The 26246-nt window shown below is 60.0% G+C and carries 34 protein-coding genes; 19 read left to right on the forward strand and 15 right to left on the reverse strand.

Annotated elements, in window-relative coordinates; translation table 11 throughout:
• From GF617_RS23890 to GF617_RS23925, 8 genes are all read left to right on the forward strand, one after another.
• A partial coding sequence (locus tag GF617_RS23890) for a type II toxin-antitoxin system YafQ family toxin (protein ID WP_239006604.1) occupies nucleotides 1–231 on the forward strand: 231 nt, incomplete at its 5' end.
• Nucleotides 232–357: 126 nt separating this feature from the next.
• Nucleotides 358–933, forward strand: a complete 576-nt coding sequence (locus GF617_RS23895) for a recombinase family protein (protein ID WP_001173919.1) — start codon at nucleotides 358–360, stop codon at nucleotides 931–933.
• A 100-nt stretch (nucleotides 934–1033) separates the two neighbouring features.
• Nucleotides 1034–1621 carry a recombinase family protein gene (locus GF617_RS23900; RefSeq protein ID WP_011222055.1) on the forward strand — a complete coding sequence of 196 codons (588 nt, stop codon included), beginning with the start codon at nucleotides 1034–1036 and terminating at the stop codon, nucleotides 1619–1621.
• Between the two features lie 14 nt (nucleotides 1622–1635).
• Nucleotides 1636–3360, forward strand: coding sequence for an Eco57I restriction-modification methylase domain-containing protein (locus GF617_RS23905; protein WP_203452583.1), 1725 nt, complete (start codon nucleotides 1636–1638; stop codon nucleotides 3358–3360).
• Nucleotides 3361–4101: a type-2 restriction endonuclease gene (locus tag GF617_RS23910; RefSeq protein ID WP_004356305.1), complete on the forward strand. Its 741-nt coding sequence runs from the start codon at nucleotides 3361–3363 to the stop codon at nucleotides 4099–4101.
• Between the two features lie 38 nt (nucleotides 4102–4139).
• On the forward strand, nucleotides 4140–4388 hold the full coding sequence (locus GF617_RS23915; RefSeq protein WP_103828299.1) for a hypothetical protein: 249 nt from the start codon (nucleotides 4140–4142) through the stop codon (nucleotides 4386–4388).
• Between the two features lie 3 nt (nucleotides 4389–4391).
• Complete coding sequence (locus tag GF617_RS23920) at nucleotides 4392–5216, forward strand: hypothetical protein (RefSeq protein WP_203452584.1); 825 nt, start codon at nucleotides 4392–4394, stop codon at nucleotides 5214–5216.
• A 7-nt stretch (nucleotides 5217–5223) separates the two neighbouring features.
• Nucleotides 5224–6048: an abortive infection family protein gene (locus GF617_RS23925; RefSeq protein WP_015060232.1), complete on the forward strand. Its 825-nt coding sequence runs from the start codon at nucleotides 5224–5226 to the stop codon at nucleotides 6046–6048.
• A gap of 12 nt (nucleotides 6049–6060) precedes the next feature.
• Here GF617_RS23925 and GF617_RS23930 read toward each other — a convergent pair whose 3' ends face one another.
• From GF617_RS23930 to GF617_RS23980, 11 genes are all read right to left on the reverse strand, one after another.
• Nucleotides 6061–6648: a hypothetical protein gene (locus GF617_RS23930; protein WP_016245702.1), complete on the reverse strand. Its 588-nt coding sequence runs from the start codon at nucleotides 6646–6648 to the stop codon at nucleotides 6061–6063.
• Nucleotides 6649–6681: 33 nt separating this feature from the next.
• Nucleotides 6682–6912 (reverse strand): hypothetical protein, encoded by a 231-nt coding sequence (locus GF617_RS23935; protein WP_015060234.1) that lies wholly within the window; start codon nucleotides 6910–6912, stop codon nucleotides 6682–6684.
• Nucleotides 6891–7358: a hypothetical protein gene (locus GF617_RS23940; protein WP_015060235.1), complete on the reverse strand. Its 468-nt coding sequence runs from the start codon at nucleotides 7356–7358 to the stop codon at nucleotides 6891–6893. Before GF617_RS23940 ends, GF617_RS23935 begins: the two co-directional genes overlap by 22 nt.
• Nucleotides 7355–7888 carry a hypothetical protein gene (locus GF617_RS23945; protein ID WP_055434563.1) on the reverse strand — a complete coding sequence of 178 codons (534 nt, stop codon included), beginning with the start codon at nucleotides 7886–7888 and terminating at the stop codon, nucleotides 7355–7357. The genes GF617_RS23940 and GF617_RS23945 overlap by 4 nt, the downstream gene beginning before the upstream one ends.
• A 10-nt stretch (nucleotides 7889–7898) precedes the next feature.
• Nucleotides 7899–9017 (reverse strand): M23 family metallopeptidase, encoded by a 1119-nt coding sequence (locus GF617_RS23950; RefSeq protein WP_223949406.1) that lies wholly within the window; start codon nucleotides 9015–9017, stop codon nucleotides 7899–7901.
• Nucleotides 9018–9019: 2 nt separating this feature from the next.
• On the reverse strand, nucleotides 9020–9547 hold the full coding sequence (locus GF617_RS23955) for a hypothetical protein (protein WP_103828298.1): 528 nt from the start codon (nucleotides 9545–9547) through the stop codon (nucleotides 9020–9022).
• Entirely contained in the window at nucleotides 9540–9728 is a 189-nt protein-coding gene (locus GF617_RS23960) for a hypothetical protein (protein WP_058177637.1), read from the reverse strand. Before GF617_RS23960 ends, GF617_RS23955 begins: the two co-directional genes overlap by 8 nt.
• The gene (locus GF617_RS23965) at nucleotides 9715–9951 is read right to left on the reverse strand and encodes a hypothetical protein (RefSeq protein WP_103828297.1); all 237 of its coding nucleotides are present in this window, start codon (nucleotides 9949–9951) and stop codon (nucleotides 9715–9717) included. Before GF617_RS23965 ends, GF617_RS23960 begins: the two co-directional genes overlap by 14 nt.
• Nucleotides 9951–10556: a hypothetical protein gene (locus GF617_RS23970; protein WP_103828296.1), complete on the reverse strand. Its 606-nt coding sequence runs from the start codon at nucleotides 10554–10556 to the stop codon at nucleotides 9951–9953. Before GF617_RS23970 ends, GF617_RS23965 begins: the two co-directional genes overlap by 1 nt.
• 123 nt (nucleotides 10557–10679) lie before the next feature.
• A complete protein-coding gene (locus GF617_RS23975; protein ID WP_146054388.1) occupies nucleotides 10680–11129 on the reverse strand; it encodes a hypothetical protein in 450 nt (149 codons plus the stop codon).
• Between the two features lie 5 nt (nucleotides 11130–11134).
• Entirely contained in the window at nucleotides 11135–14023 is a 2889-nt protein-coding gene (locus GF617_RS23980; protein WP_203452585.1) for a DotA/TraY family protein, read from the reverse strand.
• Nucleotides 14024–14289: 266 nt separating this feature from the next.
• On the opposite strand from GF617_RS23980, the gene GF617_RS23985 reads away from it, so the two are divergent.
• The 5 genes from GF617_RS23985 (at nucleotide 14290) to GF617_RS24005 (ending at nucleotide 17594) form a co-directional block, all read left to right on the forward strand.
• Complete coding sequence (locus tag GF617_RS23985) at nucleotides 14290–14922, forward strand: ParA family protein (RefSeq protein WP_015060204.1); 633 nt, start codon at nucleotides 14290–14292, stop codon at nucleotides 14920–14922.
• Nucleotides 14919–15221 carry a hypothetical protein gene (locus GF617_RS23990; RefSeq protein WP_203452586.1) on the forward strand — a complete coding sequence of 101 codons (303 nt, stop codon included), beginning with the start codon at nucleotides 14919–14921 and terminating at the stop codon, nucleotides 15219–15221. The genes GF617_RS23985 and GF617_RS23990 overlap by 4 nt, the downstream gene beginning before the upstream one ends.
• A gap of 110 nt (nucleotides 15222–15331) precedes the next feature.
• Nucleotides 15332–15634, forward strand: coding sequence for a hypothetical protein (locus GF617_RS23995; RefSeq protein WP_016245687.1), 303 nt, complete (start codon nucleotides 15332–15334; stop codon nucleotides 15632–15634).
• A gap of 262 nt (nucleotides 15635–15896) precedes the next feature.
• A complete protein-coding gene (locus GF617_RS24000) occupies nucleotides 15897–17093 on the forward strand; it encodes a replication initiation protein (protein ID WP_203452587.1) in 1197 nt (398 codons plus the stop codon).
• A gap of 186 nt (nucleotides 17094–17279) precedes the next feature.
• On the forward strand, nucleotides 17280–17594 hold the full coding sequence (locus GF617_RS24005) for a hypothetical protein (protein WP_203452588.1): 315 nt from the start codon (nucleotides 17280–17282) through the stop codon (nucleotides 17592–17594).
• 283 nt (nucleotides 17595–17877) lie between these two features.
• Here the strand turns inward: GF617_RS24005 and GF617_RS24010 are convergent, their stop codons facing one another.
• Entirely contained in the window at nucleotides 17878–18144 is a 267-nt protein-coding gene (locus tag GF617_RS24010) for a hypothetical protein (RefSeq protein WP_203452589.1), read from the reverse strand.
• Between the two features lie 177 nt (nucleotides 18145–18321).
• Here GF617_RS24010 and GF617_RS24015 point away from each other — a divergent pair, with 177 nt between their 5' ends.
• The 3 genes from GF617_RS24015 to GF617_RS24025 are packed head-to-tail and all read left to right on the forward strand — an operon-like array spanning nucleotide 18322 to nucleotide 19788.
• The gene (locus GF617_RS24015; protein WP_239006605.1) at nucleotides 18322–19404 is read left to right on the forward strand and encodes a DNA-binding protein; all 1083 of its coding nucleotides are present in this window, start codon (nucleotides 18322–18324) and stop codon (nucleotides 19402–19404) included.
• Complete coding sequence (locus GF617_RS24020; protein ID WP_105447013.1) at nucleotides 19401–19580, forward strand: hypothetical protein; 180 nt, start codon at nucleotides 19401–19403, stop codon at nucleotides 19578–19580. Before GF617_RS24015 ends, GF617_RS24020 begins: the two co-directional genes overlap by 4 nt.
• Nucleotides 19567–19788 (forward strand): hypothetical protein, encoded by a 222-nt coding sequence (locus GF617_RS24025; RefSeq protein ID WP_024943286.1) that lies wholly within the window; start codon nucleotides 19567–19569, stop codon nucleotides 19786–19788. The genes GF617_RS24020 and GF617_RS24025 overlap by 14 nt, the downstream gene beginning before the upstream one ends.
• 35 nt (nucleotides 19789–19823) lie before the next feature.
• On the opposite strand, the gene GF617_RS24030 is transcribed toward GF617_RS24025, so the two are convergent.
• The 3 genes from GF617_RS24030 to GF617_RS24040 form a co-directional block, all read right to left on the reverse strand.
• A complete protein-coding gene (locus GF617_RS24030) occupies nucleotides 19824–20279 on the reverse strand; it encodes an HAD domain-containing protein (protein WP_203452590.1) in 456 nt (151 codons plus the stop codon).
• Nucleotides 20276–20977 (reverse strand): hypothetical protein, encoded by a 702-nt coding sequence (locus GF617_RS24035; RefSeq protein ID WP_203452591.1) that lies wholly within the window; start codon nucleotides 20975–20977, stop codon nucleotides 20276–20278. Before GF617_RS24035 ends, GF617_RS24030 begins: the two co-directional genes overlap by 4 nt.
• 182 nt (nucleotides 20978–21159) lie before the next feature.
• Nucleotides 21160–21486 (reverse strand): hypothetical protein, encoded by a 327-nt coding sequence (locus tag GF617_RS24040; RefSeq protein ID WP_016245695.1) that lies wholly within the window; start codon nucleotides 21484–21486, stop codon nucleotides 21160–21162.
• 285 nt (nucleotides 21487–21771) lie between these two features.
• Between GF617_RS24040 and GF617_RS24045 the strand changes: the two genes are divergently transcribed.
• The 3 genes from GF617_RS24045 (at nucleotide 21772) to GF617_RS24055 (ending at nucleotide 25898) form a co-directional block, all read left to right on the forward strand.
• Nucleotides 21772–22455, forward strand: a complete 684-nt coding sequence (locus tag GF617_RS24045) for an oriT recognition protein (protein ID WP_309228335.1) — start codon at nucleotides 21772–21774, stop codon at nucleotides 22453–22455.
• Nucleotides 22433–24646 (forward strand): relaxase/mobilization nuclease domain-containing protein, encoded by a 2214-nt coding sequence (locus GF617_RS24050; protein ID WP_103828300.1) that lies wholly within the window; start codon nucleotides 22433–22435, stop codon nucleotides 24644–24646. The genes GF617_RS24045 and GF617_RS24050 overlap by 23 nt, the downstream gene beginning before the upstream one ends.
• A gap of 370 nt (nucleotides 24647–25016) precedes the next feature.
• The gene (locus tag GF617_RS24055; RefSeq protein WP_158656461.1) at nucleotides 25017–25898 is read left to right on the forward strand and encodes a hypothetical protein; all 882 of its coding nucleotides are present in this window, start codon (nucleotides 25017–25019) and stop codon (nucleotides 25896–25898) included.
• Nucleotides 25899–26246 lie beyond the last annotated feature (348 nt).

Below are 26246 nucleotides of genomic sequence, written 5' to 3' on the forward strand. Positions count from 1 at the left end.
CGAACAGTATCAGGAGTCCGCTGCACGAATGATGACCTCAAGCCGGTTCTGGTCGCGCTGGCGACCGATCAGCCCCTCGATGCGCGCTACCGCGATCACGACCTTTCCGGCGATTGGGCGGGCTACCGTGAATGCCACATCAAGCCCGACCTGCTGCTGATCTACCGCAAGTCCGATCCCGACATCCTGCGCCTGGCGCGGCTTGGCTCGCACAGCGAGCTTTTCGGCTGACGCCAGCCGCCTTGTCCGCCAAACGATCATTAGGCGGCCAAACCGGACGCCTGTCCGAAAACATCTTGCGCAACGGGATGACGGACAATAAGATAGGCGGACGGTATAACGGACAAATTGGCGGAAATGGCACTCATCGGCTATGCGCGGGTATCGACGGCGGAACAGGACACCGCCTTGCAGACGGATGCGCTGCGCAATGCAGGCTGCGAACGGGTTTTCGAGGACACGGCATCCGGGGCCAAGGCAGACCGGCCCGGCTTGGCCGATGCGCTGGCTTATCTGCGCGATGGCGATGTGCTGGTCGTCTGGCGGCTGGATCGGCTTGGCCGCTCCCTGCCGCACCTGATTGAGACGGTCGGCAAGCTGGAAGCACGGGGCGTCGGCTTCCGCTCGTTGACTGAAAACATCGACACCACCACGCCGGGCGGACGGCTCATCTTCCATGTGTTCGGTGCGCTGGGCCAGTTCGAGCGCGACCTGATCCGCGAGCGCACCAAGGCCGGGTTGACCGCTGCCGCCGCACGCGGGCGCAAAGGCGGACGCAAGCCGGTTGTCACTGCCGACAAGTTGCAACGAGCGCGGGAGCTTGTCGCCAACGGCTTGAATGTCCGCGAGGCCGCCGCACGCCTCAAGGTAGGAAAAACCGCTCTCTACGCTGCCTTGCAGGCGGCCAGTTCTGGCAGTGCAGCCGACTCCTGATATTTCGTGCAGTCGCCTTCTGAAAACGACAATAAAGCCCGTGTGGAATCGGTCTTTATGTGTAAAAATATCCGTCTGTTTATCTACGCTTGGTAAAGGTATGGGAAAGCGTCTTGGTTATGCCCGCGTTTCAACGGATGACCAGCGGCTCGACCTACAACGGGATGCTTTGACCCGTGCCGGATGTGCCGACATTTACGAAGAGAAGGTCAGCGGGAAGTCTGCTGATCGGCCTGCTCTGGATTACTGTCTTCGCGCCCTGAGTGCGGGAGACACGTTGGTGGTCTGGCGTCTGGATCGGTTAGGCCGTTCGCTCCCCGATCTGGTTCGCATCGTGGGGGAGTTGGAGCAGCGCGGTGTTGGCTTCGAGAGCGTCACGGAACGGATCGAAACTGGCAGTGCAACTGGGAAGCTGACTTTCCACTTGTTCTCGGCCTTGGCCGAGTTCGAGCGGAATCTAATTCGGGAGCGGACTCAAGCAGGCTTGGCTGCTGCTCGTGCTCGTGGTCGCAAGGGCGGGCGAAAGCCCGCGCTGGACGCCAAGCAAGTCCGTGAGATCAAGGCGCTTTTGCGTGATCCTGATATTCAGGTCGCCGACGTGGCGAAACGCTATGGCGTTTCACGCGCCACCATTTACAAGCACGTTGGTGCGGTGCGCCCAGAGCGCGGCGCATCGCCGATGATTTAGTGAGGTCGTCATTCATGGCATTTGCGCCAAGTGTTGCTCATAAGCCTGTTGCCGCTGCTGTATGCCCTGTCATGGCCGCGACCGAGGCGTTGGCAACGGAAGGGGGGCTCGAGGCTCGAGGGGCTATTTTCACGCGCTCTGAGGTGGTCGATTTCATCCTCGACCTGGCTGGCTATACCGAGGATCAACCGCTGCACGAAAAACGGCTTTTGGAACCGTCGTTCGGTGGCGGGGACTTCTTGCTGCCGATCATTCTGCGGCTGCTGAGTGCATGGCGAGCAGCAAGGCCCAATGGTACTGAGGTCGATGATTTGGGCGACGCCATCCGGGCGGTGGAATTGCACCACGACACCTTCCGCAGCACCTACGCTGCCGTTGTCGCGCTGCTCAAGCGTGAGGGGCTGTCGGCGAATGCTGCGACGGCCTTGGCTGACCGCTGGCTGTTGCAGGGTGACTTCCTGCTGGCTCCGCTGGAGGGCCAGTTCGATTTCGTGGTGGGCAATCCTCCCTACGTTCGACCTGAGCTGATTCCGGCCCCGTTGCTGGCCGAGTACCGCAGCCGCTATCAGACGATGTATGACCGGGCGGACATCTACATTCCCTTCATCGAGCGGTCGCTGACGGCATTGTCTGCTGGCGGCAATCTGGGCTTTATCTGCGCGGATCGCTGGATGAAGAACCGCTACGGTGGGCCACTGCGTAGCCTTGTTGCCGAACGGTTCCACCTGAAAGTCTATGTCGATATGGTGGATACACCGGCCTTCCATTCCGATGTAATCGCCTATCCGGCCATCACCATCATCAGCCGTGAGGGGGGCGGGGCGACGCGCATCGCACACCGCCCGTCCATAGACCGGGCCACGCTGACCACGCTGGCTGGCCTGCTGTCGGCACCGACACTTCCGAAGGATGCTGGCCCGGTGCGGGAACTCGCCCGTGTGACCAATGGTGCGGAGCCGTGGCTGCTGGAGTCTTCTGACCAGATGGCGCTTATTCGCCGTCTGGAGGGCGCGTTCCCACTGCTCGAGGAGGCTGGGTGCAAGGTTGGCATTGGTGTTGCGACCGGCGCTGACAAGGCATTCATCGGCGACTTCGAGTCGCTGGATGTCGAGCCTGATCGGAAGCTGCCGCTGGTGACAACCAAAGACATCATGACCGGCGAAGTGCAGTGGCGTGGTCAGGGGGTCATCAACCCCTTCGCCGAGTCTGGAGGGCTGGTCGATCTTGGCGAGTATCCGCGTCTGCGCCGCTACCTTGAGGCTCGCCGGGATGTGATTGCCGGTCGGCATTGCGCGAAGAAGGCTCCTGCCAACTGGTATCGCACGATTGACCGTATTACCCCGGCGCTGGCTGCGAGGCCCAAGCTGTTGATCCCTGACATCAAGGGTGAGTCGCACATTGTTTTCGAGGGCGGCGAGCTGTATCCAAGCCATAACCTTTACTACGTTACCTCGGACGATTGGGATTTGCGGGCCTTGCAAGCTGTGCTGCTGTCCGCTGTCTCGCGCCTGTTCGTGGCCACGTACTCAACGAAAATGCGAGGTGGCTTCTTGCGCTTCCAAGCGCAATACCTGCGCCGCATCCGTATCCCACGCTGGGCCGATGTGCCTGAACCGCTACGCCGCGAGCTGGCTGAGGCAGCCATCAAGCGGGACGTGCAAGCCTGCAACCGGGCTGTGTTCAGGCTCTACGGGCTGAGCCACGAAGAACGATCTGCCCTTGGGGGCAATGGAGAATAAATGGCACTTGATCTTGTCGATTACGAACAGAAGGCCCGCGACGCCGTAAAGGCGTTTTGGGGCAACCGTGAAGCTGCACGGCAAAAGCAGATTGAGTCAGGCAAGGCCGACCAAGGTGAACGCGCTGGCGTCACAGGCGGCAAGAACATGGACGGATTCTTGGCCTTGGTGCTCGATGTCATCAAGGCCAATGGTCTGGCCCACGCCGAGATTCACCAGAACCGGGCGATGCTGACCCTGCCCGGCTACTTCCGCCCGACAAAGCTGTGGGATTTGTTGGTGATCTACAAGGGCGAGCTGATCGCTGCCATCGAACTGAAAAGCCACGTCGGGCCATCGTTCAGCAACAATTTCAACAACCGTACCGAGGAAGCCATCGGAACAGCTCATGACCTCTGGACAGCCTACCGGGAAGAGGCATTCGGCAAGCAGCCACGCCCGTTCGTCGGCTGGCTGATGATGGTCGAAGATGCGCCGGAGTCCCGCCGTCCCGTTCGGGACTCGTCGCCGCACTTCCCGGTCTTCGAGGAGTTCAAGGGGGCATCGTATCTCACGCGGTATGACTTGCTGTGTCAGAGATTGGTGCAGGAGCAGCTCTACACGACCGCTGCCGTCATCGCGGCAGAACGCAGTGCGGTGGATACTGGCAACTTCACGGAGCTGTCGTCGATGACCAGCCTCAAGACATTCGTGTCGGCTTTGGCTGGGCACATCGCCGCCGAGGCGGCACGACTGGGCTGATTGCCCGTTCTCGATCATTCGGGCTTGGAGGCCGGACGATGGTGACAACCACAACTGATGCGCTTTCAGAGGTCTTGCGCGGGTATGGACGCGCTGATGAAGCGGCATTGGCATCACTGCTGGAGGTCAGCGACTGGGAGCGCATCGCTCGTCAGGAGCTGGAGCGCCGGGCTACCCGAATTGTGCAGTCGCTTGATGACGGCACCCTTGAGGCTATCGCATCTGGTTCGCTCGATGTCCGGGCCGTCTGCCGCCAAGTGGCCGACGAGATCAAGCAGACCGCTTAGACGATGGCGCTGCCTTCTTTCGACAACGGGTGGCGCGAGGGCCAGAGCGTAAAGCCGCGCATCCTCGTGCTGGAGATCAAAGACAAGGATCGCCCGGATGACAAGGCATTGGGCTGGGTGCTTGTCGAGCGGGAGGAAACCTATCGGCGCGATCCTCGGGATGGGACGATCTACGAGGCGTCCATTCGGCTTTCCTACCAGCACATCACAGCCAAGTTTTCGCACCGGGATGGTGGAAAAGGGCGGTTTGATGGCAGCTACTCGCGCAACTTCAACGCTGTGTCGCTGACTTCGACCTCGATGTCGAAAGGGGCTGTATTCCTTGATTTGCCGGGGCTGGATGGTCAGCGTATCGGCACCTATCTGATGAATGAGATCGTCCAGTGGGTGCAGCAGTGGCCCGAGGCGACCGTCAATGGTATCGAGCTGCTGGCCGGACAGGGGCATGGTGACAACAAGGCACGGCGCAACTGGTTTTATGAGCAGTTCGGTCTGGTCTTCGACTACACCGACCCCGAGCATCGCGAAGGCCGATCCAGACCCATGCTGGCCGGAGCGTTAGTCAAAGTCGAGACGTGGAAGCAGAACATCACCGAGCACCGGATGCTCGACTATCTGGCCGCAGTTCTTTACGCCGAGGAACGTGCCACATCGGAGTTGCAGGCCCGTGATCGAGCCTGTGCCCAACTCATTGCCGAGCAGAGACGGGCAGAAGCCCGGCCTGTGCGCTGGGCGTTGCGGCGGTTGTATATCCACTATGCCAGCACCGTGCTTGCCGGGCTTGTCCTGACGGCCCTTGTCGGTATGGCGTGGATCAAGATGGCGTAGGGGAGCTATGTCCGATCTGAGCGGAAGTGAGCGTCGCAAGCTGGAAAAGCTGCTTGGTATGGGTGGCGGCTATGTCCTGAACTTCTCTGACCGCACCTTCGGTGACTTCTTCGATGAGTACCGGGTCGAGATTGATGCCGAACGGTACAAGGCGCGGGGTACGTCCAAGGCCAATCGGATGCGTACCTTCTGGGATGTGGATGGCAATCATGTCGTGGGGCGGGTCATTGGCGGGCTGATCGAGTATGCGACCGATGAGCAGTGCTTTGGCGACAGCAATCCGCTGCTGATCGACGACTGCCGAAAGATTGCCCAGCGTCTTCTCAGTGACCAGCCGGTGGCCGAGCTGGATGCGCTGACCGCCATCGCAGATGAGCGGGATTTCGAGGTGGTGGCAGAGCATGTCCGCGAAGCCATCGAGAAGAACCAGCCCGAGGGCGGGCTGGATCGACTACATACCTTCGTCAACAAGTTCATCCGTGTGACGTGCGAGCCGCACGGCATCACGATCACTCGTGACAAGCCGCTGCACAGTGTCTTCGGCGAGTACGTCAAGGCGCTCCGGGAAGGTGGCCACCTTGAGTCGGCCATGACCGAGCGCATTTTGAAGTCCAGTATCTCAGTGCTGGAAGCCTTCAATGATGTGCGCAACAACAAGAGCCTTGCACACGACAACCCGATCCTGAACTACGAGGAAAGCCTGCTGATCTTCAACCACGTTGCGGCATCCATCCGCTTCATCAAGGCGTTGGAAACGAAGATCAAGGCTCAGGCCAAGGTGGCAGAGCAGCAGGCTGCACGGTTTCCGTGGGATGAGAGCATTCCATTTTAGATAGCTATATAGCTAGCTATCTTCATTTGCCCGGCGATATGCCTCAAAGTTGTCGAGCAGGCTCTGGTACTGGCGGTGTGCCTCTGTGCCCGGTGGGGCGAAATTCGGCAGAGGCGGCTGAGTGCCCATCGGCCAGTGCTCGATGAGTTGATCGTCGTCGTCATCATTCGTCCGTGGGCGGCCTCGTGGCCGCTTAGGTTTCTCGTGGCCAGCCTTCTCCAGTTCGGCAGATAGCGCCTCGATGGCGGCCCACATTGCAGCGGGGTCAGCAGGTTTAGCCACGCACTCGCGTAGCGCCGTGGTGGCCGCTTCCATCGTCTTGGTGACGGCATCTAGGGCGATACCAAGCTGCTTTTTGCGGTACTCCGCATCGTGTTTAACCTTCCATGCGGCCCATTCCGCTTGCTCTTCTTCGGTGAGCAGTTCGCGGGCTTCGGCGGAAAGCTCCGATGCCCAGCGGTCGATGGTGCAGATGACTCGCTGGCGTCGGCGTCCTGTGGCTGTGCGCTCGTCTGTCCGCCGGAGGCATTGGACGGTGTTCCCTTCGACTGTGATCCCGCCCAACGACTTATTCACGTAGAGCGTGACTTTGAATTGCATTGTTTGGTGCTCTTGATTGGCTGATAGCTGTGACTATACGCAATCTGCGAAATGCAGACACTCGATCTCGGCGGTGTCGAACTCGATGCCCGCCACGGTGAACCGCTCGCCGACTGCGAGAGTGGGGGCGTTGCCGATGCGCAGCCGGAATGTGTTGTCCGGTTGCTGGATGACGTAGGTGCCATCAGGATCGGCATCGAGTACAGCGGACGTTACCCGCTCGAACTCGACACGATCCTCGTTCAGTCGCCAGATTGAGGCCATTCGCCCAGTTCCTCGATGACGACCGACACCCGGTATCGCCTGTCTTTTTCCGCCTTCGGCAACATGGCGACCAGCGAGGTCATCATGTCGGCAGGGCGATCAGTGACGGCTGTCGTGCAGATGGCTTCGTCTCCGTAGCATGACCGAGCCGATGTTGTGAGGACAGGTTGTGCCTTCGGCTGGTTAATTGTGGGCAGCAGGAACGGGCCTTCAACAACCGGCGATGTGTCCGCTTGGTGGTTGATGACAAAGTACGCGGCAGCTCCAGCCGCTGTCAGCAGCGCGAGCGTGGTGAGGATTTGCTTTCTGTACCACCACCAAAAGCTTTTGGGTTTGTAGGTGCTCGGAAAAGAGTCTTCCAAGTTAGGGGTGGGTTTCTTCTCTTCGGGCGGCACAGCTTCATCGAACAGGCCCGGCGCGAAGTCGATCTTGGCAGTTGTACTCATGTTGGGATGTCCTCCTTGGGCGTATCCAGCCCGTTGAAAAACTCATCTGCCAGCCTGGACACATCGGCTTTAATGGATGGAGCTGATGCAGCAGGCTCTGGCAGGGGTGGGAACCCCCCATTTGTACGGCGAGCCTGTGCCCGTTGTAAGCCTTCCCGGTCGTAATACTCGATGCTCCTGATCCTCCATTTCAGGCCCAGTTCTGAGAGGGCCGACAAGACATCCCTGAGCAGTAGATGGGCATAGCCATCTTTCATGCCGGATTCTGCATTCTCATAATGGGCAATTGAGCCAATGGCTGGCCTTAGATACTGCTCACGGGCCAATACCAAGTTAAAGGCCAGATGCTCATAGATGTCCTCCGGGATGTATGCAGCATCACGAGATGACAGTGCAAAATCACACCCAACCTCATTTGCTGCGGCTTGCAGTGCGTCCAGCAGGGCCTTGTAGTACTTGGCGTTTGCATAGCGATGCACCTTGTCTGCGATAGGCATCGTGGCGATGTCGATAGATGGTGCGTTGTACATTGGAGCGCCCTCAGTTGATGCTGCGCGAAACGTCACCGCGTTGCGCCCGATCATGTGCTGCGGCAGTCTGCTTGCGCAGCCGCTCGGTCTTCTGTGACGTGTAGATAGCCAGCAGGGCTTCGACCCGCTCCTTTTTCCGATAGATCGCTTCGGCCATGTAGTTGCTGACGCCTACTGCGCGGTTGAAATCTACCCAGAGCGCCCGGCTGGATACCTTGGTGATGTTGTTGTTCCATTCGGCGTCGCTGAACCGACGCCCCGCCTCTGTCAGTAGCATTTCGTGAGTGGACATCGTGTCGTAACCACCAATCGGCGCGGTCGGTAGCGTGCCGTAGCCGTCCTTGTCAGACAGCCACTCGGCGGGAGACTTGCCCTCGGCAGCGGCCAGCGCCGCGTCCGCATTCGCCGCAGCGACTTGTGCTGGCTCGAACTTGACGTTCGGGGCCACGCCGCCCGGAGGGACGCTACCAAACAGGATCGCGTGCTGTTCCTTGGTGTCCTTGCCCAGAATCGGGTAGTGCTGCGGGTTGCCGTCTTGGATCGGGAAAGTCGCGCAGAAATACGGGGCTGGGTCGGTCTTCCAGCCGATCCCCTGTTGCTGGTTGAAGGCGGACGGGAGTTGGCCGGGGTTGAAGGTGCCTTTCGATGCGCTCTGAGTGAAAGCCTTGGCGCGGGCCTCATCTTTCTGCGCGGTGCCGTAGGTGAAGTGCAGGTGCTTCACCATCGCGTCGCTGGGGGTGTTGCCGGACAGGCCAATGTACTGCCCGGCTTTGACCTCCATGCCCTGTTTCAAGCCGGTGGCAAAGCCGCTCATGTGGTAGTACGCCACCACGTCGCCATTGCTGCGCTCGATGAGGATCGCGTTGCCTGCCGAGCGCCGGTTGCCGATGAAGGTGATCTTGCCGTCCGTTGTGGCGTACAGAGGCTGCGACGCGCCACTGGTCGAGAAGTCCAGACCATCGTGCATGTGCGGCTTCTGGTTGGCGCTACCGAAGTTCCCTGCACCGCCGCCCCGGAATTTGCCGAAGCGCCCGGAGACGGTCTGCTTTTCGGTGGGGGATACCATGCAGGTATCGGCCAGCGCCGGAGTCACGGCCACCAGTGCGGCCAGAGCAAGCAGCTTGTGCATGGTCATGGCTCCCGGTACTCGTTTTCGTGGGCGGCGTAGCTGCCGTCAATGGTGCAGGTCAGTTGCACCGATTCCGGCCCGAAGGGCTGATCGGCCATCAGGCCACCCATCGGGGTTTTGCGGTTGGGGAACGAACGACCCTTGTTCAGCTTGGCAGCCTTGGCGACTTCGGCGAGCGTCCTGCCTCGGATGTGTGAGGTGTAGCCGTGGCCCAGTTCGCCGTTGCCGTCATCGACCCAGACCTCAATCTCGGCCACCGGCAGACCGAATACCTTGAACCCGTTGGGCGGTGTCAGCCGGTAGTGCTGTTCCTCGCCTGCTGGTTTGCGTGGCAGCAGGGCGCGTGTGGCTGGATGGTCGGGCAGGTCTTCGCGGCACTCCAGCGCGGCCTGCAACATCGGGCCAGCCACGGCCCAGAGTGTTGCGTTGGGTGCGGCTGGCTCGTTGTCGAGCAGCGGGACGGGCATCTGGCCGCAGACGACGCTGGAAAACGCCACCGCAGCAATTGTGATGAAGTGCTTGCTACGCATGGGCATGGCTCCTGATGTCGCTGTTGTGCTGTGCCCTGATGCGCATGGGCTTGATGGGCTTGGGGTCAGGCTGCTGCTTGGCCTGCCGGTCGAGCCACAGCTCGGCCAGCTCAGCAATAACCTGATCGTGCTCGCGCAGCCACGAGACGCGCAGTACGAGATAGCTGTCAGCGGTTTTCATGGGCGGGCCTCACGAGGTAGCGGTAAACGAGCCAGACCAGCGGCGTCAGGTACAAGATCGGGACAACGATGGCGAGGGCGATGGTTCCGAGCTGGGCAGCAGGCGGGCCATTCATCAGCGCATCGCGCTCGACGAACAAGGCGAGACATGTCCCGAGCACGCAGCAGATGTTGGTAACACGCTCGCGGCCAAGGCGACGTAGGATGGATTGAATCTGGGCCATCACTGAATCCCCCGAACCCAGAGCATGTCGCGGACGTAGCGGCCAAATGCGCCTTCCACGAACAGCGTGCCGGAGCGCACTTGCCACGCCCGATAGCTCCAGCGGATTGCATGGACAGAGAACGGCAGGCACATGCACAGCACGCTCAGGACAACCATCAGTGGAGCGCCCACAGCCAGTTGCCATGCGGCCATCAAGAAGACAAGCGCGACAACGATCCAATAGCCTCTTGATTTGAGCAGATGGCTACGAATCAACTTGCTGCGCTCCTTATCCTCAAGAAAGGCCAGTCGTTGCTTGCCTCGAACCTCCATTCGCGCATCAACAATGCGGCGGATTTCGGCAGGGTCTTCTGGGGCTAGTACGCCAAATCCGCAACGTGCGGAGCATTCCCAAGGGTAAAGCGCAGTGTCGTCAGCTTGAGCGTTGGCTGGTCGGTGCATGACTCCACGCCCACATTCAGGGCATCGAGGATTCCGCAGGGTATGCCAAAGGTCACGGATGAAACCGTGATTCCGCTTGAGCTGCCCCCAGCCCAAAATGGATAGCGGCATTGAAACGAAAGTGAATTTCGCAGCTTTCTTTGCTCCATTCAGGATACTCATGCGTGTGCCCTCCGGTGGTTTTTGCGCCGTTTGCGCTGGGCCAGCACGGTGTCCGCGACAGCCAGAAGGATGGCCAGCACTGTGGTTGGAACGGTGGTGTCGATCATGTTCATCTGGCCTCCTTTACGGGCTGGGAGAGTCGTTTTCGTGGTGGTGCTGCTGCTGTTTCGCCAGCGCCAGTGAGTGCTCGAACCATTGCTGCATGAGGTGAGCAATGTCGCTTTCACGAGCAAGCAGTGCTGGGTCGGTGTGCGGCACAGCGCGAATCGCGCCGGGGGCTTTGGGGCCCGCCTTCATAAGCCGGTTGACCTCTTTCGCGTAGATGTCCGTCGCCATGAGGCGATGCTGCTCAGGAGCTGCTTTCAATGCCGCCAGCGCGGAATACGCGATGACCGAAAGGGCATTGAGTGCATAGGCCAGCTCGCGCTGCTCGCGGAGTGCTGCGTCGAATTGAAGCTGCACATGAGCGATGGCATCGTTCCATCCAGAGTCGTAACCTTGTCGAACACCGTAGGCTTTGCCTACAACCAATCCGTGACTTTCGGCTGTGTACGCCTCATCGGTTTTGTACATAGTCATCACTCCTTGTCCGGCGAGGGTTCGCCGCTATCGGTATCGGTCGGGGGAGCCGAGTAGCGGCTGTCATAAGACTGGTCAATGCTCCCTGAGTCGCCAATGACGCCTTCGCTGCCTGTGCTGACGGTTTCGCCGTGCAGCGACGCCTTGTAGGCTGCGATGCGTGCGTCGGCTCCTTCGGAGTAGGCTGCTTTACCTTCGGCAAGGGCCGTGCGGCCTGATGCGGCGTAATCATTGGCGGAGGCGGTCGCGGCACCGCCAAATCCAGTAACGGCGGCTGCGCCTGCACCAGCCAGACCTGCTCGGACACGTTGCCCAAGGCTTGCGCCGCTATTGGCTGCATCTCGGAATGCCGCGACTCCGGCACTGCCGGTCGAGATCGCTGCATCAGTGGCACGAGCTACACTCCGGGCGCTCGCACCTACGGTGCCGGTGATGGCGCGGCCCAGCCCGACTCCAGCAGCATCGCTGACTTTTTGCCTACCGGAGCGGTTATCCGATTGAGGCGGCGGTACAGAAGCATCCGGTGCTGGCGGGGCAACGCCTTGGTCGCCTGCACTCAGCAGTGCCCGTTTTGGCGTCGTGCTACCGCGAACGCCTCCGCCATTGCCAGTGGGCGGCGTATCTCCACTGCCATTGCCGGGGAGCAACTCGCCTCCACCGTGGCCACCAATACGTCGCGACGGACTTCCTCCCCCGCTTGGTAGAGCGCCGCTGGATGCCGCATGGGCCATACCACTGCGCATCTGTCCAACTGCTTGCGTTTCGCCGAGGTCGCTCACGCCAGCGCCGATCCAGCGCAGCACATGATCCGGGAGGATTTGTGGCAGGCCGAAGGTCATGTAAAGCACGGGCAGGAGGGTCAGCCCGAACACCATGAACCACCAAGCAAAGCTCAGGAATGACGCGATTGCACCGACCGTCCCAGTCGATGTCACCACTGCACCGCGCATGGCAAAGAAGCCCTTGGCAATGAAGTCGATGATCGGATCGCTGACGAGCATGGCGGCGAACAGGCCGACTACGGCCAGCGCCGGGCGGGCGAACAGCGACAGCAGTAGCAGGTAGCCTTGCGATTGGCTGCCGACAAAAGTGCGGTCAGGTGTCATGTGCATGACCGCCCACAGGGGCGCAGCAATGATCGACTGGAGCACCGCCAGAATCCAGCCGACCACCACTGTCATGAAAATTACGTAGGGCAGGCTGGGCAGAAAAACGCCAAAGTAGAAGGCCATCGGTTCGATGTACGAGGCCATCATGGCAAGCTGCTTGACGGGCACCTCGATCACCCAATCCCAGATCGGCGTCACAACCTTGTCGAGATCGAGGCCGGTGCCGACGCCTTTGACGGATGAGAGCGTGCCAGCGACGACGCGCAACGCGGTCGCTCCCGTCTTGATCGCCACATCTGCCGCGCCGATCCCGGCGCGGGCAACCGTGAGGTAGTCACCGACGCACTTCATGCGGTTGAGAGAGCCTCCCATCTGGCCAGCGGTGCCGCAGAGAGGTGTGGTGCCAGAGGTGTTCGCGCCGGTCGCCATCTCGACCATGCTTTCCATCAAGCTGTTGATCCAGAGGCTCACCTTGGCGTCGAAATCGGCGTTAATCGAGCCGATGTTGATGTCGGACTGAGCGTCCTTGGGGATTACGCTGGTGAGGTCGCCGGGGCCGCTGGTCGGAGCCTTGTAATTTCCCTTCGCTTCCGACTTTTTGCTGATGGCCTCAGTTACCGTTGTCACCGATCCGATAAGTCGGCTGGCCGCTGCATCAGCGGGCAGTGCGGACAGCGACGGGGCAGAGACAGAGCCAACCGACTCCGATGTGATGGCTGTGATGCGCCCACGTACTTCTCCGACGCGCTGATACCAGCCTCCAGACATCGCCCAGCCTTCATCCGTCAGTGACGTGGCGAGCGATTGGAATCCTGATTTCACACCAGTTGTGTCACTCAGTGCAGCCATGAGGGCCGCTGCTACTTGAGTTTCCGCGGCATTCACCAGTTCGTTGAACGTTGCTGAATCCACGTTTGACCAATCACCCGAGATGTCATTCGGCCATGTGTTTACCCATGCCTCCAGATCGCCCATGAGTTTGGTAGCGGCCTGAATCTTGGCGTTCTGCGCCGCCACTCGGAGCTGCTCCAGAGCTGCTTCAATCCCGGTTGTGTCTTTTGCGGGCTGGGCGGCGTACTGGCTGATGCTGACAGTGCCGCACAGCGGTTCTCCACCCCCCAAGTTCGTCGTGGCGTTTCGATCCTTGATATGGAAGAGGTATTCGGTGCGCCCGCCATTCGTACTGGTTTTGTCGGCACTGGGGGCTGCACTAACCTGCGCGCCGGGATAAATCTGGTTTGCTGCGCGGGCGCAATAGGATGCGGCGAGGTACTGCTTACCGAAGTCGCGCAGCCCGTAGAAGCTCCCCGGATCATTGACTCCTTGCACGACTCCATCAGGATTCAGCACGCCAATCGCCATCCCGGTCTTGTAAGTGCCGTTGGCAAAGCCTACCCCCCACAGCGCAAACATCAGCACGACAAGCTGGATGAAGCTGAAACCGCTAGCCGTGGGGAGCAGCACCGCGCCCCCGGCCACGATCCGCACGGGTGTCCACAGCGATGACCAATTGCGTCCCATCACTTCGCCATCGTTGGCTGTGTTCAGCGTTCCCATGACTGCGACGTAGCTGACGATGAGCGTGCCCACGATCAGGATGCCGCTATTAAAGAAGCCCATCATGGTCGCGATGACGTTGCTCGCGGCGCTGACGGTATCCGGGTCGGCTCCCGTGACCAGCGCGTCAATCACCGGGCCGAAGATGCTGCGCAGCATATCGACGCTGTGATCGGTGCAATTCGTTGCGTCATCGCACGGAGAAAACGGCATCTGTGCCATCGCTGCCAGCTCCCAAAATTGGTCAAGATGCCGTCATTCTAGGTGTTGTCGCGTATCGCTGCAACGGTATGCAAAATCTAAATCATGGACATAAAACACCGCTGAATCCCGCATAAATAAAGGGTTTTATGGTTTTGAAGACGGACTATAGACCATAAAAATATTTATTTTTCGTTTCCTTCTTGTGATAGCTAGCTAGCTATCTCTATAATCTCGTTGTGTCTTGTGATAGCTAGCTATCTAGCTCAACTCTGGAGGATGATGACGTGACGATCTTTGCTGTGGTCAATACCAAAGGCGGCGTGGGAAAGACCACGACCGCCGTCCATCTCGCCACGATGCTGGCCCGGCAGGGCAAGACCTTGCTGATTGACGGCGACCCGCAGGCGAGTGCCGCGAGCTGGGCCGCGTGGCGGCGAGAGAACGAGGGCTACACACCCAGCCCGACGACGACATGCCTCGCGGGCAAAGCGATCTTGGCCGAAGGCAAGCAGCTTGCCAGCGGCTTCGCGCATGTCGTGGTGGATGCCGGTGGCCGCGACTCGGTGGGGCTGCGTTCCGCTCTGCTGCTCGCCCAACGCGCAGTTATTCCGATTGGTGCTTCTAACCTCGATGCCGCAGCCATGACCGATCTGCTGACAGTGGTCGAGCTGGCTCGTGACTACAACCCCGACCTCGATGTGCGCGTGTTGCTGACCCGCGTCGATCCGCGCACCAAGGACGCTGCTGAGATGCTGGAGTTTCTGGCCGAGCAGGAGCTGACTGTGCTGCCGACCAAGGTTTGCGAGCGCGTGGCCTTCCGTCGCGCCATCGGCGAAGGTGCGATCGTGCAGGAGCTGGGCAAGGATCAGGCTGCGATTGCGGAAATGGAAGCCTTCTTCAAGGAGGTGACGGCGTGAAGAAGATGCGCGGAAAACCTGACCTCACAGGCATTGCCACCCCACTGAAAGACCCGACCGCTTTTCTGGAAGGTGGAGCGGGAGATGTTGCTGACAAGGCGCATCGGGATGCACCCAAGCCTGCGGCACCTGCCGCAGATGAGCCTCCCGTGCCGACCGTGCAGAAGCTCTTTCGGATGCGGTGGGACATCGCCAAAGCCCTCAAGGATGCCGCAAGCGCCGAGTCAGTGCCGGGCCATCGGGTGACGGAAACCGAGATCGTTGAGCGGTTGCTCAAACAGCATTTCGGGATCGAATGATAGCTAGCTAGCTAGATAGCTATCTAATTCAACTTAAGGCGCTCAACATGGACTCTAGTCCATGTCGATATTGAATATCTTGCGTTTATGTCTATTGGAGTGTATAAACCGTGGCTATGACAGAAAAACGGGCAACAGTGACTGTCCCCATTGTTCGTGAGCTGGCAAGCGCAGGTGCTATTGAGTCTGTGGTTGTCCGTATGGATGAAGCCGGTCAAGGGTTGATTGCGGTTATCCGCACGGCTGCTGGGGAGCGGATTTTTAGCGCGGCTCGGACTGGGGTTCGTTACTTCCAGTCCGTGGATGGCGCTATCTCTGCTTTGCAGGTCTGTGGTCTGAGCAAGTTTGAAGTAGACGCTAATGGCTGGGTGCCACGCACGAAGCGGGGCAAGCAGACAGAGCTGGATATTTGATTGTTCCCCGTGCAACGGGGATAAACCGGAGTTGGCTATCGAGTAGCACCAGAGACAAGGCACCGAAAAAGCAAAAGCCCCGTTGGCGCGGGGCTTTGTGCAAAGTTTCGGGGGGCGTTGAGACGTAGAAGGAAAAGCCGGAGGGGCTATCGACTTGGCGGTCGTGTCTCACCCGAGGGAACCATCACAGGCCCTCATTCTACGTCCCAACCCCCCGGTAGGCAAGTTTTTGCCCGCGTTTTTGCGCGGGCAGCGGAGGGGTATGGCTCGACAATCCACCGTCGCAGCACGCGACGAAGCACCGACACAGCGTTTTTTTCAGGGCGGCACCGCCCTGAATCGCGTGCTGCTTGAAGCCCCGTACCTGCCCCGGTGCTCCGACGATAAGACCGCCACGCGCATCCGTCCTCGTGAGTACGCGATTCGCTATCCCTACATGCAGGTCAATCGACCGGGCATGGTGAGCTGGCTGATCTTCGACCTTGACCACTCAAACGCGCTCATCTGGGAGGATGCGGGCTTGCCAGCCCCCAACCTGATCGTGCGCAACCGGAAGAGTGGCCATAGCCACCTGTACTACGCCATCCCCCCGGTCTGCACGACCGAAGCGGCCCGCAGCAAACCCATCCAGTACATGAAAGCCGTCTATGAGGCGTTCGCCATCCGTCTGGACGCGGACATGAAGTTCCACAGCGGGCCGGTCGCCAAAACCCCCGGCCATCCGTGGTGGTTCACTCACGAACTGCACAGCCACATCTATGAGCTGGGCGAGCTGGCCGACTATGTGGAGCTGGTCAAGTCGCCGCCGTGGGGTAAAAAGCCACGGCTCGATGAGGTAAGCCATTCGCGGCACTGCATCCTGTTCGAGTACCTGCGCTACTACGCCTATTCCATCGTCAACCGCGAGCGTGAGAGGGGGTCATTCTCAACCTTCACGCGGTTGCTGGAAGCCTACGCGCACAACCTGAACAACTTCCATCATTTCGGTTTCTCCGAAGACCTGTCGTGGTCCTCGCTGCGTGCCACGGTGAAATCGGTCGCCCGCTGGACATGGGATCGTTACCGGGGTGATAGCCGCTGCCATCGAGGCGTGATGCAGCTCGACAGGGACTTGCCGCTGGTTGAGCGGCAGCGACTTGCAGCCGCACGCACGCACGAGGTCAGGCAGAAGGCCACAGAGTCCAAGGTTCGGGCTGCCTGCCGCCAGCTCCAGCAGAAGGGCGAAACCCTCACTCAAGCCGCTATTGCGCGTCTGGCGGGCCTCTCTCGACAGACCGTCGCGGCCTACAAGCATGTCCTGACCGAAGTGCTCAAGCCAGCAGTTGTCGCCGTATTGGAGGTGGTCGCAGCACCCAGATCGGATGTTAAGAATGGTGTACATCAGGTATCTGCCCCCCGTGCCTCCGTGGTTGATTTGATCGCCAAGGGGTTGGATTTGGAGCCTGTCGATTCTTCGTAGTGCTGTTCGGGGGGCTTTCGCTTTTGAGTAGCCCCAGCATTTTTTAAATGCGAGTAGCCGCAAGGGTTGTGGGTAAGTCCGCAGGACTTATCCATCATCCCGCGCAGCGCCGAAGGCGCGAAGTAGTAGCCCTGCCGCCCATCGGGCGGCTTCCCCCTCGGGGTGATGGATGGAGGTTTGTTGGTGATGGCAAAGAGATCATTTAGCCCCGAGCTGCTGGAGTCGCTTCGGTCGATGGTTGTGACAAAAGCTCTTGATGCCCTCGGGCTGCACTGGAAGCTCGATCCGGATTTTCAGCCGGTGAAGGATGCGGCCACGATCCGGTTGCATGTCGCAGTTGGTGGCCAGGTTTTCGAGTTGCTGGTGACTGGTGCCAAGTTTTTCGATACCCGTGCAGACAAAGGTGGTGGCGGTGCGATTGATCTGGCTATGCACCTCTTGCGGCTCGACTTCGTTGCGGCGGTTAAGCGGTTGTCGTCCTCGCGTGTTTCCAGCGTTTGAGTGGTGGATTTCAAGCCTTCGGCGACCGCGAAACCTTGCCGGTTTCGGGCTTCCCGCGTCCGATCTTGCCGGACTGGCCGCGTGGGCAGGCTCGGTGGGCTACGCCCTTGAACCTACCCACACGTAGAGGCTATTCAACAGCATCCGCGTCAAGGGGCCGTGTCCTCGCTGCGCTGCGGGCCGCACCAACCCCTTGACCCGGTTCTTTCGCGCCCTTTGGGCGCTGCGCGGGATGATGGATAAGTCCTGCGGACTTACCCACAACCCTTGCGGCTACTCGCATTTAAAAAATGACCGGAGCTACTTGAAAAGCAGCTTGCTGCTTCCTGCCGGTGGTGTCGTGACGCCAAGATGGTGATGTGTTTTCACTTGCCCATCGGAGGCCCAAGTCATGCAAGTCACCATCCGTCGATTTCCCTGTGCTCGTGTTCGAGCGTTCGTTCACGTCGAACGTGTCTTCGAGGCCGCGTGCGGCATAGGTGACGATCTCGTCGAGCCTGTCCTGCTGGCCGAGGTCTGCCAGCGTGAAGCGGTCTGTCCGCATCTTCACCAATGCCCTCTGCGGAGCCGGGCGACGGCGACGGAATAGCGCAGTCTTTCCGGCGTCGGCGGCTGGCCAGCCAACGCGCCGCAGGCGAGGCGGCAGCTCGTGCTCGACATCCGGGAGGACAGGCGACCTTTTTAGTTTGTTAGTTTATTTGTTTGTTTCTTTGTTTGTTGTGTTATAATGAGGCCATCATGTGATGGAGGATCGGTTATGCGCCCTGCTGAGTTTTCCCCGGAAGAGATCGTCGCGGCTGGTGAAGCCCTTGTGGCCGCTGGTCGCAATGTGACCGGCTTTGCCCTGCGCCAGAAGGTCGGTGGCGGCAACCCCAATCGCCTCAAGCAAGTCTGGGACGAGCATTTGGCTGCGAAGAACACGACGGAGGCTGAGCCTGTGGCGGAGCTACCGGTCGAGGTGGCTGAGGAAGTCGCTGCTGTCACCAAGTCGCTGACAGAGCGACTTGCGACGTTGGCCGTCGAGCTGAACGACAAGGCGGTCAAGGCTGCTGAGCGCCGGGTCGCCGAAGTGTTGCGCACTGCTGGTGAGCAGCGTGAGCAGGCGGAGCGGGAGCTGGTCGATGCCGCACAGACGGTTGACGAGCTGGAGACACGGTTGGACGAGTCGCAGGCGGAAGTTGAATCGCTGGAAAGGCGGCTCAGTGAGGCTCAGTCTCATGGGCAGGCGCAGGCTGTCGAGCTGGCCCAGTTGCGTGAGCGTCTGGTTGCCACTGAGCAAGCTGCACGGGCCACTGCTGATGCCCACGAAGCCGTGCGCTCGGAGCTGGATGCTGCCCGTCGCGACGCAGGCGTGAAGATCGAGGCGCTGCGGGATGAGCTGGCTCAGTTGCGTGAGCGATTGGCGGCGTCTGAACAAGCGGCCAAGGTTGCAGCGGAAACTCACGCTCGCGAGCTGGAGCAGGCGCACTCTGAAACGAAGACGGTACGGGCCGAGCTTGATGTGGCTCGTCGTGAGGCGGCAGAGAAGATTGAGGCGCTGCGAGGTGAGTTGGCCGAGCAGAAGGCCAAAGCCGCTGCGGATGCTCAGGCACACGCCGATTACCGGGCGCGGATGGAGCAGGATGCAGCGCGGATTACCGAGCTGCTGGGGCAGGCAAAAGAGGCTCAGGAGGTTGCTCGGCATGATGCGGCAGAAGCCCGTGAATCTGCTGCAAAGCTGGCGGGTCAGTTGGAGGCTGTACAGGCTCAGAATGCCACTCTACTTGCGGCTGTCCAGCAGAGGTCTGATCGCGGTTCGGGTGGCAAATGAGTCAAGGATGTGCGTCGGGTGATGTGAGGCTGCTGACCCCGGCAGAGCTGGATGCTTTGCGTGATGAAATGCAACGTGATGGCGAGTGGGCGCGTGAAGAGCTAGCTCGTCGTCGAGCGGCAAGGATTGCCACGGTTCAAGCCGCGCTTGAGGATGACGACAATGCCGACACCTGATGAACTACAGCAACTCTCAGATGAAATCCGCCGTGCTGGTGCGATGCTCGTTCAGGTGGCCCATGACGGCGATCCTGAAATCCTGATGATGATCGTCAATGTGCTTAACGCATGTGCAGCAAAACCTGCATGGTGGGCGCGTGAGGCGCAGGCTGCTGAGGTCGATCAGATCGTTGCCGACATCATTGAGCGTGCGCGGTCAGGATGATTGCGATGAAACGCAAACAAATGCAGTTGGCCGACTCACGCCTTGTCCTCGGCTAGCACCGCCCGCAGCGCCGCCTCTGCGGCGTCATCAAAGCCAACATACCAAGTGCAGGCAATCAGCCGGTCGCGGTGCCGCTGGAACTGCCACGCCGCATCATCCAGAGCCAGCCACGGCTCATGCTCGCGCTCGGCGTGCCTTAACCAGTCGAGGATTTCACCCTCGCGCCGGGCTGGCAGGTATTTGCCATCAATGCGCGGGGTGATTGGTGTTGCTCCGACGATCCGGGCAGCAATGTCGGGCGAGAACCGCGCCCGCAGGTCATCGAGCGGGAACTGCTCGCGCCACGTCGAACTGATGACGATCTCCACTTCTGGATGATCGCGCATGACGGCCTCGAAGCGTGACAGGTGGCAGAACACTACGTCTGCCGGGGTGGCCTGGCCATCGTATTCGGGATGCAGCACGCCGTCGAAGTCGAGGAACAGGATCACGTCTTGTCCTCAAGGTCGCGCACCCAGCTTTGCCAATCCCAAACGTAGGCCGCACGCTCGACGCCATCAACCTTGGGGCATTGTGAGCCGCGCAGCGCCGCCCAAAACTGATCCCGCCACGGTTGAGGAATATCGTCGAGAATGACGTAGAGAGGTCTGCCATCACGCTCATGCACCGGAACGGCTGCAATCAGTTCCTCGCGGGTCATGGCGAAACTACCGGCCCAGCCTGCCGCCGCAATCTTGTTCATGTCGTCGATGGTTAAGGCCGGGGTAGTCCTGCCCGCACACAGGCCGAGGAAGCTGTCGATGGTGCCGCTAGGCTCTCGGACGCTTGCCAGCTCGATCACGTCTGCAACATCAAGCAATGCCACGGTCAGGGCATCAGACCGCGCCTGTCTGGTATCGACGCGCATGTATTCATATTTCGGGCAGCAATGGGCGGTTGTACCGCTGGCAACGGCCAGCGTCTTGATTGCCCACCGCCACCTGTCCCAGTGCGGACGATCCGGCCAGCGGTCACGCTGGGGCCAGTCGTCGGGGCGGTCGAGTGGATGCTGCCCGGCCTCGATGTCGTCCAGCATCTGCTTGATGATTGTCAGCGCCTGCACCGTATCCGGGGATGGCTCACCAATCTCGGCGGACAGAACGGCAAGCGCGGGGCGTGCTCTGGCGGCTGCTCGCTGTAGATCGTTCATCGTTGCATCCATCGTTTCAGCCGCTCGACGAACGTCATCGGCTTCTTTTTAGCTGGCTCAGTGAGAGGATTCTTCGTCACCCATATGGGAAGTTCTAGAGGCAATACGATTGCTTCCTTGATTACTTTGCTCTCTGTTTCTGCTCTCTCACTTGTTGCCACGCATTTACCCTCTTCATGCACCTATGCCGTTGGCTGAGCAGGTTGTTGCTGATCTTCGATAGCGGTTGCACTACCCGCTTCGCTGCCTTTCTTGCGTGTTGCCGTTCCGCTTCCGGCTCTTTTCAGGTAGCTGCGGAGCGTTGGTGTTGCCAGAGATACACCAAGCTGCTTTAGCTGCTCGCTGACCTGCTCCAGCGTATAGCCACGGGCCTGCATTGCTTTGATGTCCTTTGCAAGCAGCTTGATGGCCTCTTGCTTGCTGACCGGGCGTTTCTTGTTCTCAACGGCAGGCAGTTCTTTCAGCTTTGCGCTGATCTGCTCGACCTGCTCAACGGTGAGTGTAGCCATGTGCTTGCTCCATTCCTGTAATCAACAAAACTCGCTTGACATCATACGCTTTTGCGTGTTCCGAGGCAACGCGCTATGATAGCCGAATCATGGCTGTAAGCAGACATGCAGGACGGCCATTGTATGACACATGCCGGAACGCTTCGCGCCCCGACCTGTATCATTCAATGGACGCCACTTGTTCGGCGCTGCGCTTCTCACAAGATGGCTCTTTCGTCCTGCCCCCTCGCGCCGGGGGTGGCGTTTGCAGCTTGCTATCAAGCAGTTTTCAAGGGGGGCGCAAGGGTGCCGTTCGTTTGCATTGGCGATGAGCCGCTTACAGCAAAGCTCGCGCTGCGGTTACAGCCAGATGAGCGCGATGCGCTGCGTGCCGAGGCGGATGCACGCGGTGTCAGTATGAGCGCCCTTGTCCGTGATCTGTACTTCGGCGCTCCCGTTGTCAGTGATGTGAATCGTGATCTGGTTGCAGAGTTGATCCGGCTTGGTGCTGTAGTTCGCTCCGCGTGGGATGCTTCCGCTGCAAGCCAGTCACCCTACTTCCCTCCTCTCGCGGAGGCCATTGTTGATCTGCAAAAGTTCGCTCGGGCACTGGCCGGAAAGATCAAGCCGAGCCGCGTCCGGCATGATCGCGCCGCTGATGTTGTCGAGTTCGTTGGAAAGTCAGATGGCGTGGCACTGGAAGCTATTGTGACGTTGCGTCTTCTGCCCGCAGAAAAAGACCAACTTGCGTTGGATGCGGAGATGGCGGGTATTACACCCGGCGCACTCGTGCGACGTCGGATATTCGGTCGCCCGGTGTCTGCGAACATAAATCGCGTGATGCAGCGGCGTATCCGGTCGCTGATGGCGATGTTGCAACATTTCCTCGCAGAGCATCGTAGTCGGGACTACCCAGAGATTTATACGACGCGGAGTGTACTGGCGGCGCTCTTCAAGAGGCTGGGACATGATCTCAAAGCACATTCGTAACCCAGATGCGAAGGCCGCGAAGCATCGTCGCATTATCAAGCTGGTCGAGTACATCCTCAATCCACAGACTGAGAGCGCGACGGAGAAATGCGTCTATCACGGCGCACGCGGGTTCATCACTGCTGAACGGTCGATGCAGCTTGGCGAAATGATCGCACTTTCGGAAGATGCCACGCGAAGCAAGAACACTGTGGAGCATTTTGTTCTGAGCTTGCGGGAGGGCGAGAAGCCGACACCTGAGCAGGTCGAGGAGATGATAACGATCTGGCTCAGGGAGCTTGGGTTGAGCGATTGTCAGATTATCTATGGTCTGCACGAGGACACTGATAACTACCACCTGCACATAGCAGTCAACCGGATGCACCCTGAGCGACTGGAGTGCATCAAGATCAACGGTGGCTTCTCGAGGGAAGCGGAGCATCGGGCGATTGCATTGATCGAGCACGCGCAAGGCTGGAAGTCCGAGAAAAATGCTCGATACACGGTGCTTCCAGACGGCACGCTGGCCTACCGAGCCGAGAACGGTGAGGCTGTGCCGGATGCGGGCTGGTCGGCTGATTTGGCACTCAGACGGCGGCAAACCGATGACCGTAAAGAGCTGCGCCGACGGCATGAGCGTGAGCGGCGAGAGTTGGAGGCTGTTGAAGCTACGAAGGCGCAGCGGCAGGCGGCGCTCGATGAGCTGAGAACACGCCAGCTTGCTGAGCAGTTGGCGCAGAAAACGCAGCAGAAGGCGGAGCGCGTGGCATTGCGTAGCGCCCTCCCCGCCTCTCGGGCACGTGAAAATGTCGCGATCAGCCAGCGAGCCATCGACATCGAAACTCGCACAGGCGTGCAGAGCGCCGAGCGTACCGCCAAAGAGGTTGCCGGGCCGATCTTGCGGTCGGCATCGAGTTGGGCGCAGTTGCACGCGGAGCTGGCCGCCGTGGGGTGCCGCTTCGAGCGCGAAGGGAGCGGTGCATTGATCTGGGTTGGAGACACGCCCGTGAAGGCCAGCCAAGTCTGCCGAAAGTCATCCTTGCCTAAGTTGGAGAAGCGTCTGGGTGCATATGAGCCTGCTCCCGAAGGGATGGTGATTTCAGAGCGGGAGTTGGAGCCACTCAAGCCGGATGCCCCTCGCATGAGCGACTACATGCGCGAGCGGCGACAGTACGAGCGGGAGCGGAAACAGGAAACGGCAGCACTGCGCGAGCGTCATCGGTTGGAGCAAGAGGCGGCGTGGTCACGCTACGAAGCGCGGCGCGATGCACTGCTGGCTGGCCATGCGGGCAGGAATCGGTATGCCTTGGGCGCTGTTGCACGCGCTGAGTGGCTGGCCGAGCGGGATGAGCTGATCCAGCGGCAGAGCGGCGAGCGTCACCGGCTGCGGAAACGGTTGCCAGCTTTTCCCGGCGTGGAGGACTGGTATCGGCGACTGGATGAGCCAGGACTGGCCGAACTTTGGCGACATCGAAATAGCGATCAGGCGCTGCTGGTCGGCGATGCGGACACCCCTGCCCTGCCCCCTCGGGACATCCGGGCGTTCGTGGCTGAGGTGCGTGGGCGTCAGGTTGTATTCCGGCGACCGGATGATACAGGCCCTGCATTTGTTGATTGTGGTCGGCGGATCGACGTGACTGCCTCGAATGATCGTGATGCGGCACGGGCGGCGCTGCAACTGGCGAAGGCGAAGTGGGGGCGGGTCACGGTCAGCGGGCCACCTGAGTATCAGCAGATGATGCTGGAGCTGGCTGCGGAGATGGGGGTGCAGATTGCAAACCCCGAGCTGCAAGAGCGGCTGAATGTGGAGATCGAACGCCGCAGGCCCGTCCCAGTGCCAACGGCAAAGCCAGACTGGTCACGGTATCGGTCAGTGGCTTCCGGTGGGGTGCCCTCCCCTGCTCGAACGACTGGCGAACGCGATCCGCGTTGGCCTCAATTTGAGCGGGCCATGCTCCAGATCGGGCAGTTCGAGCTGGGTGTGTCGGCTGTGGTGCTGATGGGACAGCTTGAGATTGCCAAGGGCACGGTGACTGAGCGTCTTGACGCTGCGGAGCGGTCTGGCAGGTCGGTTGATGACGTGGCCCGCGAGCTGGCCACCGCAGCAGCACGAGCCGAGGCCGAGGCATTCCAGCGACAGCTTGACGCGGCTGAACGAGAGCTGGCGCGTCCTGACATGCACCCCGACGAGCCAGAGGGGCCGGGTTGGTGAGGGGGGGATTCAGCGTGGACTCTGCTCCATATACGCCCATACCTTGAGATAGCTATATATCTTTCAAGATAGCTAGCTATCTAAATATGGTGGTGAGAGTGTGTTGGGATGATGTGCGCTTGGTGGTTAGAAGGTGGTGACAAGGTGGTCAGATGGTGCTGCCTGTGTGGTGACAGCGTGGCGGGATGGTGGCTCTATAGTGGTGGCTTGGTGTTGCCTTCCACCTTGTTACCACAATGCCGCCACATAGCTTCATAGCTAGCTAGATAGCTATCAGAGAGGATGGGTGCAAAAGCGGTGCGACTGCTCCCGAAATGACGGATGATAACGAGCTAGATATATAGCTAGCTATCAAGAATTTGGAGGAAGGATGCCTGCTCTTGTCCCGGAACTGGTGAATGCGGCAATTGATGCCTCGGTGTCGCCCGGCGATTTGTTACGCCGTGCGCTGGTTGTTGCGCGGCGTCTGGCCGTGCCTGAGCTGGTCGATTGGATCAGCAGCGAACTGAACGGCTACTACTCAGGGGAAGTGCCGGACTATCGTCGGGTACAGGGGCAGTTGATGGCCGAAAACCCGATTCATGGCCCGATCCCGTTTTTTGCGCCGCCAGACATGGCCGAGCTGCTGTCGGACTTCGAGGTGCGACAGTCGGTGCCGGAGCTGATGCAGCTTGCTCAGAGCACAACCGGCATTTACAGCCACTTTCCGGCCAACATCGAGCACACGCTGATGCAAATGATGCGCGAGGCGAACGGTGTGACGATGCGCCCGGCGCTCAGGTTTTCCACCGTGCAGGTGCAGGGTGTCATCGAGAAGGTGCGGAGTCGGGTGCTCGAATGGGCGCTTGATCTGGAGGCTAAAGGCGTGCTCGGGGAAGGCATGACGTTCACTCAGCAGGAGAAGCAGACGGTGCAGCAGCAGCATTACCACTTCGGAGACGTAAGCGGCTCCCAAATCCAGATCGGATCGAATAGCTCTAACCAGACCCAGACTCAAACAGGCGGTGACATGGCTGCGCTGTCAGCCTTGATTGAGCTGCTGCGCGATGCCATCCAGCAGGGACGCATCGAAGCCGAGGTGCGCGATGAATTGCAGGCAGAGCTGGCGACATTGCAGGCTCAGGCTGCATCACCGAAGCCCAAGTGGGCCATCATCAAAGCGACCGCAGGAAGCATCAAAGCCGTGTTGGAAAACGCGGCAGGTAGCGTGCTTGCGGCGCAGGCGCTACCGTACCTGACGGCGCTGCTGTGATAGCTATCTAGCTAGCTTTGCTGGGGATGGGCCAGAAACGACAGACCCGCCAGTAGGCGGGTCTGTCGAGGTATTGGGGTGGCCCTGCATAACATGGCCAGAACGAACCTAGTGTCATCACCAGTATGGTGGCTGGGAGAGGACTGAGCCTAGGGCTGCGAGCCAAGTATAGCAACACATGGGCGGGGTGGGGCGCGGTTGATAGCTATATAGCTATCTATCAGTGTTCAAAAAACGGAGGTTTTTCAGGCATCCGAGAGGCGGCCATAAATGTCATTTTCAGAAGACGACTGCACCAGACAACGCGGTTTGAAGGCTGTTGTGCAGTCGTCTATTGAACGAACAGTA

Source organism: Lelliottia sp. RWM.1 (assembly GCF_016859735.1).
In the GTDB taxonomy this organism is placed as follows: Bacteria; Pseudomonadota; Gammaproteobacteria; order Enterobacterales; family Enterobacteriaceae; genus Enterobacter.

Coding starts and splice junctions, on each gene's coding strand:
- GF617_RS23895 (WP_001173919.1), top strand. CDS start 358: ATGGCACTCATCGGCTATGCGCGGGTATCGACGGCGGAACAGGACACC.
- GF617_RS23900 (WP_011222055.1), top strand. CDS start 1,034: ATGGGAAAGCGTCTTGGTTATGCCCGCGTTTCAACGGATGACCAGCGG.
- GF617_RS23905 (WP_203452583.1), top strand. CDS start 1,636: ATGGCATTTGCGCCAAGTGTTGCTCATAAGCCTGTTGCCGCTGCTGTA.
- GF617_RS23910 (WP_004356305.1), top strand. CDS start 3,361: ATGGCACTTGATCTTGTCGATTACGAACAGAAGGCCCGCGACGCCGTA.
- GF617_RS23915 (WP_103828299.1), top strand. CDS start 4,140: ATGGTGACAACCACAACTGATGCGCTTTCAGAGGTCTTGCGCGGGTAT.
- GF617_RS23920 (WP_203452584.1), top strand. CDS start 4,392: ATGGCGCTGCCTTCTTTCGACAACGGGTGGCGCGAGGGCCAGAGCGTA.
- GF617_RS23925 (WP_015060232.1), top strand. CDS start 5,224: ATGTCCGATCTGAGCGGAAGTGAGCGTCGCAAGCTGGAAAAGCTGCTT.
- GF617_RS23930 (WP_016245702.1), bottom strand. CDS start 6,648: ATGCAATTCAAAGTCACGCTCTACGTGAATAAGTCGTTGGGCGGGATC.
- GF617_RS23935 (WP_015060234.1), bottom strand. CDS start 6,912: ATGGCCTCAATCTGGCGACTGAACGAGGATCGTGTCGAGTTCGAGCGG.
- GF617_RS23940 (WP_015060235.1), bottom strand. CDS start 7,358: ATGAGTACAACTGCCAAGATCGACTTCGCGCCGGGCCTGTTCGATGAA.
- GF617_RS23945 (WP_055434563.1), bottom strand. CDS start 7,888: ATGTACAACGCACCATCTATCGACATCGCCACGATGCCTATCGCAGAC.
- GF617_RS23950 (WP_223949406.1), bottom strand. CDS start 9,017: ATGCACAAGCTGCTTGCTCTGGCCGCACTGGTGGCCGTGACTCCGGCG.
- GF617_RS23955 (WP_103828298.1), bottom strand. CDS start 9,547: ATGCGTAGCAAGCACTTCATCACAATTGCTGCGGTGGCGTTTTCCAGC.
- GF617_RS23960 (WP_058177637.1), bottom strand. CDS start 9,728: ATGAAAACCGCTGACAGCTATCTCGTACTGCGCGTCTCGTGGCTGCGC.
- GF617_RS23965 (WP_103828297.1), bottom strand. CDS start 9,951: ATGGCCCAGATTCAATCCATCCTACGTCGCCTTGGCCGCGAGCGTGTT.
- GF617_RS23970 (WP_103828296.1), bottom strand. CDS start 10,556: ATGAGTATCCTGAATGGAGCAAAGAAAGCTGCGAAATTCACTTTCGTT.
- GF617_RS23975 (WP_146054388.1), bottom strand. CDS start 11,129: ATGTACAAAACCGATGAGGCGTACACAGCCGAAAGTCACGGATTGGTT.
- GF617_RS23980 (WP_203452585.1), bottom strand. CDS start 14,023: ATGGCACAGATGCCGTTTTCTCCGTGCGATGACGCAACGAATTGCACC.
- GF617_RS24000 (WP_203452587.1), top strand. CDS start 15,897: ATGGCTCGACAATCCACCGTCGCAGCACGCGACGAAGCACCGACACAG.
- GF617_RS24005 (WP_203452588.1), top strand. CDS start 17,280: ATGGCAAAGAGATCATTTAGCCCCGAGCTGCTGGAGTCGCTTCGGTCG.
- GF617_RS24015 (WP_239006605.1), top strand. CDS start 18,322: ATGAGGCCATCATGTGATGGAGGATCGGTTATGCGCCCTGCTGAGTTT.
- GF617_RS24020 (WP_105447013.1), top strand. CDS start 19,401: ATGAGTCAAGGATGTGCGTCGGGTGATGTGAGGCTGCTGACCCCGGCA.
- GF617_RS24025 (WP_024943286.1), top strand. CDS start 19,567: ATGCCGACACCTGATGAACTACAGCAACTCTCAGATGAAATCCGCCGT.
- GF617_RS24035 (WP_203452591.1), bottom strand. CDS start 20,977: ATGAACGATCTACAGCGAGCAGCCGCCAGAGCACGCCCCGCGCTTGCC.
- GF617_RS24040 (WP_016245695.1), bottom strand. CDS start 21,486: ATGGCTACACTCACCGTTGAGCAGGTCGAGCAGATCAGCGCAAAGCTG.
- GF617_RS24050 (WP_103828300.1), top strand. CDS start 22,433: ATGATCTCAAAGCACATTCGTAACCCAGATGCGAAGGCCGCGAAGCAT.
- GF617_RS24055 (WP_158656461.1), top strand. CDS start 25,017: ATGCCTGCTCTTGTCCCGGAACTGGTGAATGCGGCAATTGATGCCTCG.